This is a genomic window from Bradyrhizobium sp. MI1.3 (assembly GCF_055811695.1).
This window is the reverse complement of record NZ_JBVVPQ010000126.1, coordinates 1-10,084: the sequence shown is the minus strand read 5'-3', so window position 1 is coordinate 10,084 and position 10,084 is coordinate 1. Positions and strand designations below refer to the sequence as shown.

The 10,084-nt window shown below is 58.8% G+C and carries 7 protein-coding genes and 4 pseudogenes; 5 read left to right on the top strand and 6 right to left on the bottom strand.

The window, feature by feature from the left end:
* Positions 1–83: 83 nt before the first annotated feature.
* Positions 84–287: pseudogene (locus AC0L3A_RS38890) on the bottom strand (DDE-type integrase/transposase/recombinase); the annotation flags it as partial.
* 799 nt (positions 288–1,086) lie between these two features.
* Between AC0L3A_RS38890 and AC0L3A_RS38885 the strand changes: the two are divergent.
* A pseudogene (locus tag AC0L3A_RS38885) lies at positions 1,087–1,274 on the top strand (hypothetical protein); the annotation flags it as partial.
* A gap of 88 nt (positions 1,275–1,362) precedes the next feature.
* On the opposite strand, the pseudogene AC0L3A_RS38880 reads toward AC0L3A_RS38885, so the two are convergent.
* A pseudogene (locus AC0L3A_RS38880) lies at positions 1,363–1,680 on the bottom strand (transposase); the annotation flags it as partial.
* 9 nt (positions 1,681–1,689) lie between these two features.
* Positions 1,690–1,935 (bottom strand): annotated as a pseudogene (locus tag AC0L3A_RS38875) (IS110 family transposase); the annotation flags it as partial.
* An 821-nt stretch (positions 1,936–2,756) separates the two neighbouring features.
* Between AC0L3A_RS38875 and AC0L3A_RS38870 the strand changes: the two are divergent.
* The 4 genes from AC0L3A_RS38870 (at position 2,757) to AC0L3A_RS38855 (ending at position 6,589) form a co-directional block, all read left to right on the top strand.
* Complete coding sequence (locus AC0L3A_RS38870) at positions 2,757–3,833, top strand: DUF2336 domain-containing protein (RefSeq protein WP_473256388.1); 1,077 nt, start codon at positions 2,757–2,759, stop codon at positions 3,831–3,833.
* Positions 3,830–4,153 (top strand): PilZ domain-containing protein, encoded by a 324-nt coding sequence (locus AC0L3A_RS38865; protein WP_473256387.1) that lies wholly within the window; start codon positions 3,830–3,832, stop codon positions 4,151–4,153. The genes AC0L3A_RS38870 and AC0L3A_RS38865 overlap by 4 nt, the downstream gene beginning before the upstream one ends.
* An 86-nt stretch (positions 4,154–4,239) precedes the next feature.
* The gene (locus AC0L3A_RS38860) at positions 4,240–5,289 is read left to right on the top strand and encodes an HD-GYP domain-containing protein (protein ID WP_473256386.1); all 1,050 of its coding nucleotides are present in this window, start codon (positions 4,240–4,242) and stop codon (positions 5,287–5,289) included.
* Positions 5,290–5,590: 301 nt separating this feature from the next.
* The gene (locus AC0L3A_RS38855; protein ID WP_473256385.1) at positions 5,591–6,589 is read left to right on the top strand and encodes an ABC transporter substrate-binding protein; all 999 of its coding nucleotides are present in this window, start codon (positions 5,591–5,593) and stop codon (positions 6,587–6,589) included.
* 208 nt (positions 6,590–6,797) lie between these two features.
* On the opposite strand, the gene AC0L3A_RS38850 is transcribed toward AC0L3A_RS38855, so the two are convergent.
* From AC0L3A_RS38850 to AC0L3A_RS38840, 3 genes are all read right to left on the bottom strand, one after another.
* On the bottom strand, positions 6,798–8,312 hold the full coding sequence (locus AC0L3A_RS38850; RefSeq protein ID WP_473256384.1) for an OpgC family protein: 1,515 nt from the start codon (positions 8,310–8,312) through the stop codon (positions 6,798–6,800).
* Positions 8,313–8,491: 179 nt separating this feature from the next.
* Entirely contained in the window at positions 8,492–9,019 is a 528-nt protein-coding gene (locus AC0L3A_RS38845) for a hypothetical protein (RefSeq protein WP_007601733.1), read from the bottom strand.
* A 603-nt stretch (positions 9,020–9,622) separates the two neighbouring features.
* Positions 9,623–9,793, bottom strand: coding sequence for a hypothetical protein (locus AC0L3A_RS38840; protein ID WP_198288278.1), 171 nt, complete (start codon positions 9,791–9,793; stop codon positions 9,623–9,625).
* Positions 9,794–10,084: the final 291 nt, after the last annotated feature.

Here is a 10,084-nt window from a genome sequence, read left to right as displayed (position 1 = left end):
CTGGAAAACGCCGGCGGAGGCGCTTGACGATCTTCTGTTATGAGTGAAAGTAACTGGTGTTGCGACGACCGTTTGAACCCGCCTTGGCTGCCCCTATCGCTATGATGCACGAGGCCGCCGCGATGGACCGGCGATCGTGCAGGGCCTGCTCCAGCGCATCAAGCTACGAAGCCTGCGTGCGCCGTGCGGGAGGCCCGCCAGCTGAGGATCCTGCGGGCATACGCGTCGATCATAAAGGCGACGTAGACGAAGCCGGTCCAGGTCGCGACATAGGTGATGCCGGAGATCCGCCAGGCGGGTGAATAGTTCTCGCTTCTTGGGATCGGTCGCCAGGTCTCGGATCAGCGCGCACTCTGTCGCATCCTTGCGGAGCTTTGAACTGAGCCTGCATGTCTTTCATTGCAGCTACTCCGCTCCCGAAGGAAACCGTATAGCCAATGTGCGAAAGCGAACAGATCTGATTGCCGAATTTTCCTAGGCTCCGAACGCTTGGCCTCCCAAGGTCCAAGCACCTCCAGCGGCCCCGGCCCACGATCCCCAAAAGCCCCCACGGCCGGGGCCGTCTTTGCCCCGGTCATCGATATTACATGGCGGCGACCAGCAGCCCGGAGCAATTGAAGTCGGGTCGCACATCGGCAGCGCGCCTGCCGCTAGACGAAGCGCCCCTCGTTGTCGGACTTCTTCGTTCCGGGGCCGGAACTGAACTTACCTTGTTCGGTTTTGGATTCGCGTTCATGGCACAAGGAATGGCTCCATGTCTCAGCGACGCCGCAGAGTGAAGCACAACCGGTCTCTTGAAGAACGCTTGGGACGAGCACGCCACCCAGCTCAAAGAACAAGCTGCCCGGCTCCCCGCTGGTGCTGAGCGCGAGCAGCTTCTCAGGAAGGCGCGCTTAGCTGCGACGAGCGCGCATCTGAGCGATTGGGTGACCTCGCCTGGTCTGCAACCCCCGGAGTAAGCCGCGTACGGCGCATGGAGCGCTCCAGCTCGTGGATCTGGGTCTTCGACCGCCGGACAATGTCGAGCGCGACGGTCTGATGGGTGTCGCATCCGAAGCACTTTACCTCAAGGTTGGCATTTGGAGAATCAATCCGCGATGGGGCACGAATTCGCGAGAGTATCTGTTCGGGGCTACGGTGCGTATCCTGGCCGAACGAGCCCGAGATGCCCGCAAGGACGCGGACGGCCTCGCTTGTCAGGCATGGACCGTATGTTCGGCTTCCAGGGGCCGGCGCAGCCCTCCCCAACCCTTGGCGACGCCCTGAACGCCGGCTGCCGCTTGGGTTCATGCCCCGAGAGGATAGATCATTGGTGGGACATCGCCAGTCCGGCGGACCGGACCAGGAACTTGCGAGCAAATATCAGATTGGCTTCGGCTGGCCCCAGTCGAACGACGTGCCATCGACCCAGATGCAGTGGAGAATCACGGCGATCTTTCGGGCGATGGCGACCTTTGCCTTCTTCATGCCGATCCGCTTAGCGAGCTTTATGCCCCAGGCCTTTAGGGAACACCACTTTTTGGTTCGATAAAGAAGGACAGTGGCGGCCTCGAACAAGTAAGTTCGGAGAAGCCGGTCGCCCCATCGAGATATCTTTCCGTTGGTGTCGGTTTCGCCGGATTGGCTGCGCCTCGGCGTAAGGCCGAGGTAGGCGCCGACCGTCGAAGCCGATCGGAAGCGAGCTGCGTGCGCATGCCGAGCGTCGATGCAGACCACCGGAAGCTCAACCCTGCGGAGTTCATGCCATAGCCAACTCGCCATCGCACCGGTCTCGAAGCCGATACGCTCGGCATGAGGCGCATGTTTGTTAAGCAGGTCAGTCAAGGCACCAGGATTAGACTTGGCTTTCCCTTCGAAGATTACTTGACCAGTCTCGTTGACAACGCACACAGCGGTTTCTCTCTGTGAGACGTCCAGCCCGACGTACTGCTTCATGGGTGAGCTCCTTCGAATCATTTGATTGCGAGGGCTCAACGATAACGGAGGTTACGTCATCGTTTGCAAATTTGACCCCTCATCGGCGTCCAATTTTGGACGCCGATCCCCCGGCTTAAGGGGGCAATATTGCAAGCCGAATGACAGCCACCGCGCGTACTTCCTTGTCGCGGGTCGATCCGCGGCGCGAGTCGCCGCCGTGTTGGAGGCCCTCCCAACAGCATGCACTTCGTCGAGGATACTCCATCCTCCGAATCGCCTTGATGGCATTCGTTCTTTTGCGGCTCAGCCGGATTGCTACGGATGAAATCTACGATCTCCGTCGCAAGACAGCGTCTCGCATGCACAGGCGGAGGTTTGTCGGCCTTTGCCGAAGAGCGGACTAACGTCTGAATGCGAGGCATGTCGGCTTGTGGACCCCGTAGCGGACGTTCGCGACTGGCGATGAGCGCGTCTGCTTGGCCGAGTCAGCCGCAATGTCCCTGAACGACGCTACCGCTCGCCCGCATTAGCCTTTCTTCGCCCTAAGGCCATAATGCCGAACTTTAGCGGCTGTCCAAAGCTGGACCGCCATCACGCAAGTTGTGCCAGCTATCACCCTAAGGAATGCGTTACAGGTTGGGCAGTCGTCCACGCGCCGGCCGCAGCATCGGACAGCAGGTACTTTAATACGCCACGGAGCGCCGTTCAGTTGAATTATAATAGCCTCCCGTATGTCACGGTTTGGCATATAAGGAATCTTAACAACTTCAGCGCGTAATACGTTTGATTTGACGTGACGATATTAAAATGAATTATTAAAATGAATTTGGGGCCAGCCAATGAGGGCAGTTTCTGCGGCCGATCTCATTACTGAGTTGGATGCCACCATCGCGAGGAGCTCATCCGAACGTTGTGCGCGCATGCTCTGGCGCACCACCGAGCTGCTCGTTGAGGGTAATCACCGATTGCAAGAGCCGCAGGTCGGCCTGCTTGACGACGTTCTAATTCGCTTAGCCCGGCGGATCGCGCCGGCGACTCTCGCCGAGCTCAGCACGACGCTTGCCGAGCTGGGTACTGCTCCGATGAACACCCTGCGACGTCTCGCCTCGTGCGGCGATCCGGCGATCGCAGTCCCGATCCTTCTAAAATCTCCCGCTCTATCGCCGGCTGATCTGGTGGCGATCGCGACGTCCGGCAGCGAGGATCACCTTCGCGCCATTGCTGGCCGGCGCAGGATCGAAAGCCCCGTGACTGAGGCAATATTGCAGCGCGGCAACAGCAAGACTTGTCTGGCCGTCATCGGCAATCCGGGCGCTGAATTCTCAGGCGCGGCCTATGCCAACTTGGTCCGTAGGGCTGTGGAGGACGACGAGATCACGAAAGCGCTGACGCTGAGGCCAGACACCCCGGACATGGTGGTTCGGGAGCTGCTGTCGGCATCGCCACGGCCGGCGATTAAGGCTTCCAACGCAGACGCGTCCTCGCAAGTATTAGCGACAGCGAAGCGACCTTACGACACTGAGTACGCCGCTGCGAGGCCGGAGATCATATCGCTCAATCGGAGCGGAAAGCTGAGCGACTCGACTGTCAATCGGTTCGCGATCCGGCGTGAGACAGCCAACCTGTTCACGGCCTTGTCGGTGCTGTCGGCAGCACCGATTGAGGCCATCGAGCAGGTTATGGCAGACTCCGGTTACGAAGGCCCAGTTATGGCGTGCCGGGCATCGCGCTTGAATTGGCAGACCACGCTGGCCGTCCTCAACACTCGCGGCGCGGGGCTTTCACTAGGCGAGCGCGCACGAGCTCAGGAGCTGTTCGAAACGCTTCATCTCTCGACCAGCCAATGGTCCGTTCGTTGGGGAGAAATCTCCGCGGGCGCCCACGGTCGCACTGCAAGATCGGCAGGAAACCAATGAAATTCGACGGTCGCAAGGCGTCTCGGGTGCGCATGGACAACAGACAGCCCGTGAACCTGATGGGCTCCGACGGCACCTGGCGGCGAAGCTGCGTCTTGCTCGATATCTCGAACACCGGCGCCAAGATCGAAGTCGAAGGGTCGCTCGATGTTCTCTCGGCCAAGGAGTTCTTCATGCTGCTGTCGTCGACGGGACTGGCCTATCGACGCTGCGAGCTGGTCTGGATCGACGGAACCACGGCTGGCGTCCACTTTATCCAAGCAAATGGCAAGAAGACCCAAACGACAGCGACCGACAGAGGCGCGCACAAATCAACTTGAGCCGAGCAGTCTCGTCGAAGTGAGCCAATGACCTTGGACCACCGAAGGCCATTCAGCCCGGCACCCGACGAACGAAGGCACCAGTCATGCTCGTGCACGTACTGGCCGACACTTCCGAGAAGCTCTTCGGGCTCTGCTCGCTTTTTGGAGGGCAGTTCACCGTTGCCGGCGAGCGGCTCGATGTAGAAGCAAAGCTTCCGCACGCTGCTGCTGCGGTCGTCGTTCGTGCCGACCTGCGGGCGGTCGAAAACATTGCCGCGCTGAAAAAAAGAGCTGCGCGGTTCGCCATAGCAAAGAAGCGCATCTTCCTTGTCGAGCAAACCTCCCACTTTTGCATCTCGCAAGCTTATGCGCTGGGCGCAACGTTGGTGTTGCCTGGCAAGATCGAGGCAGCCAAGCTCCTGGCCGCTTTGGTCGATCCAGCCGCCCACGGAACTGGGTCGACGAGCGGCATCTCGAAGTCTGACAATGCGGTTGAGGCCGCAGCAACCGCCATCGCGTCGATGTTCACTTCGATCACCCTCGGGGAGCGGGTCGACGTCGCTGGTCCCAAAGATGCCGGCCGCAAGATCACCAACCGGATTTCCGAGCATGGGCTATCAGAATGGCTGGCCACGGTGCGGCGCCATCACGAGGGAACGTTCCAGCACTGCCTGCTCGTGACCGGCGTCGCGGTCGATTTCGGCCTCAGTCTCGGTTTTCGTAAAAGTGACCTTGAACGGCTCTCCACCGCTGCCATGTTCCACGACATAGGCAAAGCGAGGGTGCCCTTGGCGATCCTGGACAAGCCAGGACGCCTCGACGACGACGAGCGAGCGTTGGTCGAAACTCACCCGGCGACGGGTTACGATGTGCTGAAGGGGCACGGGGACATCTCACCGGAAGTCCTCGATGCGGTGCGGCACCATCACGAGTATCTCGATGGCAGCGGCTATCCTGACCGCCTCTGCGCCGAGAACATCACCGACATCGTTCGCATTCTCACCATTTCGGATATCTTTGCGGCGCTGATCGAACACCGGCCGTACAAGGTGACAATGCCGCGCGCGGCAGCGTACGAGATTATCTGCGGCATCAGGGGAAAGCTGGACAGGGCGCTAGTCGCCTCTTTCAAGGATGTCGCGCTTACCAGATGAATTCTGCTCGAACCTGTGCAGGAATATTCCACGTCTCCACTCAAGGCGTGATCGGAGGCGGTCTCATTTCCATGCACTTCGGCTTCTGGCCGCTAAGCCGAACGGCGTTTAAGTGAATGCAACGTCCACTCTTGCCGGTAATCCGGACGTCGAGCCGCGCGTGCCTCGACCGTCGCTTTTTGTCCCTGAGCTGAAATAGGTCCGCGAGTGCCGAGGTTCGATTTCCACCTTTTCTCGCTCCTGTCCCGTCGTAAAGTGCTAGGCTTTGCGTGGTCGGTCAGGTTTTCCCGTGAGGGGGCACATGCGACGGCGCGAGTTCATTACGCTTTTCGCTTGCACGGCGGCGACGTGGCCACTCGCGGCGCGAGCGCGGCAACCGGCGAGACTAAAGCGGATCGCCTTCGTTAGCCCGGCTCTCAAAGTCAACGAAATGGGCCTGAGTGGTCCGCCGCAATACCGTGCCTTTTTCGAGGAGCTGAGCCGCCTTGGCTACGTCGAGGGCCAAAACCTCGTGGTTGATCGCTACTCGGGAGAAGGTCGACCGGAACGCTATTCCGAATTGGTTCGGGATGTGATCAACACACATCCCGACTTGATTTTAGCGGTGGCCGCGCGTCTATCGCTGGATTTTAAAATGGCGACGACGACAATTCCGATTGTGACAATAGTCAACGACCCGGTTGCCTTGGGACTTGTGGCCAGCATCGCGCGGCCGGGCGGCAACATCACAGGCGTCACCATCGGGACGGAATTGGAACTCATTGGAAAGCGGATCGAGCTACTGGTCGAGGCGATGCCGGGACTGTCCACTCTCGGTTACCTTGTGTCGCGATCGTACTGGGAAGACATGAGAGGTGCGGCAGCGCGCGAGGCAGCCCAACGAGCGGGTGTTTCGCTGAAGGCCGCCCTGCTGGACAGCGGCTTCTACCAGACAGAGTACCAGCGGATCTTCAGTTCGATGGAACGAGCAGATGCGCTCATGGTGTCAGATGAGGCCGAGCATCTCGCCAGTGGCGCGGCTATTGTTGAACTAGCCGCGGCGGGCCGCATTCCCACAATGTACGCTTACGGCGAGTACGTGCGACTCGGTGGACTGATGGCTTATTCGATTGACCTACCAGAGACCTTTCGGCGCCTCGCCAGCCTCGTCGACAAGGTTCTTAAACGCAGCAGTCCCGGAGATATCCCCTTCTACCGACCGACCAAATTCGAGCTGAGTATCAATCTCAAGACTGCGAAGGCGCTCGGGCTCGCACTGCCCGCGATGCTGCTCGTCCGCGCCGATCAAGTTGTCGAATGACGTCGCTTGTTGGCCCTTCACCGAACTAGCGGCGCGCCTCGATGAGGTCCGCTTATTGAGGCACGGCGGACGGGATTCGCTCAGCTTGAGTTCTTCGCATCTTGACCCAAGGCGGACTCCCGCCCTTCCAAGCGAACTGCCATCCATCCGCTACGTCGTAAGCGGCGGCGATTTCTCATCAGGTTACCGCGTTTTTCCATTACCATTCTCAGGAGATCATGGTCTTCCCGCCGATCGTGCTTGCCGCCGGTTTGATCCTGATCGAGTTCAGGAACGTTGCGGCCGCAATCATGACCAAGATGCCAGCGAGACTCAGCGTGATCTGCATGGCAAGCCTATCCGAGATATCTATCAGTACTATGCGGCCGGCAAGCGCCAGCAGGACGCCGAGGCAATAGATTGCCAGGGAGTTCTCGCCACAGCGGATCGCCCCACGCATCACCGGAGTCGTAAGCCAACGCCAATCGCGAGGCACGACCCACGCAACCAGAATCGCGAGAGCAACAAAATGCAGCAGCCGCAAGGGCGAGAGATTCGATTTGTCCAGCAGGTAAGCCAGCTCCGCCAGCATTTGTGGGACCAGGGGTCTAATGCTCCAACTGAATGCGATCGTCAGGCCAAAAACCAAAAAGAGAATGGCAATTGCAAGCGCCGTGCGCGAGGTCACCCACGGCCAGAACGTCTTGCCCTCGATGACACACCAGGCACCAAGAACAACCAGCAACTGCCAAGCCAGCGGATTGAAGAACCAGACGTCATTGGGCCATGCCGGGACGGACCAACCGAAGACGTGCACTAGCGCATAAAGCAACAGTGACGCGCCAAGCATTACATTCGGCATTCGCAGCATCAGCCACAGCAGCGGGGCGAATAGAAGATGATAAATCACGAAGAGCGGCAAGACATCGGAGTTGACTGGGCGGTATTGCAGGATCGCTGCATGCGCGAGCGCCGCGCCCGGCTGCTCCAGCAGAATGCGCGTGTTGCTTTCGTCGGCAATCGTGCCGCCACCGGCGAGGTAAACCAAGATGGCGCAAGCGAGAGTGAGCAGCAGAAATGCCGCATAAATGTCCCAGCTTCGCCACAGCGTACGGCTGACCACACGCGCCCAACCATCGCACCGACTTGCCTTGCCGTAAGCCAGCGCGCAGGTCACACCCGAGAGGAACATGAACACTTCCGCGGTATCACTAAAACCATAATTCCGCAGCGTCAGCCAGCTTCCGATGTTGTTGGGGACATGGTCAAGAAAGATGCACCATAGCGCGATACCACGGCACGCATCGATGCGGAGGTCCCGACCAGACCCTTTCAGCACTGGGAGGGCGCCCGCCAATGACTGCGCAGGATTCGCTGGCAGCTCGGATTCAAGTAGTGGCTGCTGACCGCGTAACGCCTTGCTTTCGATCTCCGCCAGCATCCGGCGGAAGTCTGGCGAGGGCATGTCGCGATGTTTGCCGATGTCAACAGGCACATCACTTTCGGGACGCCCGCGCATCATCGCGCGAGCCGCGGATAGATCGGTCGAACTGATCGCTACCATCTCGACGACAGAGCTACGTGGCGGGGCAGGCAGCATCATCCTGGTAGCGACGCACCGATAGAGCGGCATTGACGAGCCTTCCATCAACTCTTCGTCGGTAATGACTTCATACGAGCCCCGCCGGTAACAGCCGCTCGATACTCGCGATCCGGAATGGACACTTGAAAACCACTGTTTCACGTCGCGATCGGACTGTCATCGTCATTCTCGCACATTGGTTACGGCACGCCGCTGCCAGGAGAATAGGCACCACGCTGACTATTGATTCTAATGTCTTTCTTTATTTGCTCCGTCTTGTCCGTCTCGCTGTCGCGCGCTCAAAAAGAGACCAGCGGCGTCAGTAGCAATTGCAGCGGGAGTTACTCGCCACCATCTTCGAGCACGCCGTTGCGAGCGATGGAGCCGGCCACAATTTGAAGCGAAGAACCAATCGTCCAACAGACTGCGATCAGAACGATCGAACCTTCAGAAACGACCTGATCAACGACAATCATGCTGACAGACAGAAACGCCGCAATCGCCGCAACGAATGTACCTGCCGCACTGAAGATCTGAGCCGCATCGGTGCCACGGTTCCGCTCTTCCGGGAGTCTCGACGTCGCTCCCTGAACAGGACGGCCAGGCAGATCGATGCCGATATAGAAGCTGAAAGCTCCGTAGAGCATCATCAACAAGATGAACCAGCCGCTTCCAAACAGTTCGTTTTCCAGGCGCATCAATGCTGCGGCCACGTACAGGCCGCACGAGCCTCCAACCGTAGCGAGTCCAATCCTTTCAAACAGATGCGCCGATTTGATGAGAGCAGAAGGAGCTACCCATATGGTCGCCGCGACATAAGTATGCTTTGCCACAGATAATGCGCTGGGAACTACATTGCTAATTTTCATGTTGTTCCTCCCTTAACAGGTAGTCTACGGCGCGCGACGCGGTCAGCAGTCCGCACGCGTGGGTGCATTCACGTGTTTGGAACAGCAATTTTGAAAAAGTTTTGCCTACCGACGGCACTGGGCTGCCATTTAGATGGAGGCGGAGAGTTCGGCGCGTCGCCGTTTTGGCAGTCTGTCAGGCAAGCAATCCGCTTGACTGCTACGAGGACGCTACTCCGTTTCCGTTCCAAGACCTAATGATTAATGACTGCCGGTCGAGGTGGTGTGAAAATTCCGCCGGCCCACCGTATCGACGAAACTCTCGTGGATTGCGCACAATATCACAGTAGAAAACATTGCGGCGCGATTCTCAACGATGAGCATACCGTGCCTGATCGAACGGCTTGCGGGGCTCGTCGCGTTACCGGCCGCGCGGGAGAAAATTCTCAGCAGTAGTTGGAAATTTCCAGAGGCGCCGGTGAAGGTGAGCAGGTGCGATATGGCCGCTGTTGGCCCCAAGGCCAAGTGGTCCAATCTGTTAGTTGCGGATCGGACCTGCCGCTCTGAAGCCTGCTTGCGCAACCAATCGCCAAGTATTCTACAGCTGTTCTTCAAGGATCAAGTTCACCGTCTCTTCTTGCCTGCTCGCCTTTTTGACTTCAGAACGTCGGCTTGGCTTTTGAAGGCGCGTGCTAAGGCTTGTAGTTCCTGAGATACCTCAGCATCTGCGACTGCCTTTGCAGCGCGCGCGGCCTTTTCAGCTTGCTTCCGCAGTTGTTTGATCTCCTTCGCCATCGAACACTCCGTTGCGCATCGGACGTTTAGCCGCAGATAATCATATCATCCCGCCGCCCGTGGATAAGTCGGGTGTCAGGGTTAGACCGGACCCGGCAGAGCGCAAGGTTGGACCGCCCCTCTGGACCCCAAACCGACGTAGCGCCCCCGAACGTTCTTGTTCTGGCTGCGCCTGCTAAGCCTGAGCTTTCGATAGGGCATTCAGCAAGTCATCCGTAAGCGTAGCTCTGAGGCCCATTTTGATTGGTGCTTGACGTCTATTTTGAACGCGTGGTGCGCCGGCGCGGCTTC

Bases quoted from the DNA above. Each gene is read 5' to 3' on its own strand.
- AC0L3A_RS38845 (WP_007601733.1), bottom strand. From the start codon at position 9,019: ATGAAAATTAGCAATGTAGTTCCCAGCGCATTATCTGTGGCAAAGCAT.
- AC0L3A_RS38855 (WP_473256385.1), top strand. From the start codon at position 5,591: ATGCGACGGCGCGAGTTCATTACGCTTTTCGCTTGCACGGCGGCGACG.
- AC0L3A_RS38840 (WP_198288278.1), bottom strand. From the start codon at position 9,793: ATGGCGAAGGAGATCAAACAACTGCGGAAGCAAGCTGAAAAGGCCGCG.
- AC0L3A_RS38870 (WP_473256388.1), top strand. From the start codon at position 2,757: ATGAGGGCAGTTTCTGCGGCCGATCTCATTACTGAGTTGGATGCCACC.
- AC0L3A_RS38860 (WP_473256386.1), top strand. From the start codon at position 4,240: ATGCTCGTGCACGTACTGGCCGACACTTCCGAGAAGCTCTTCGGGCTC.
- AC0L3A_RS38865 (WP_473256387.1), top strand. From the start codon at position 3,830: ATGAAATTCGACGGTCGCAAGGCGTCTCGGGTGCGCATGGACAACAGA.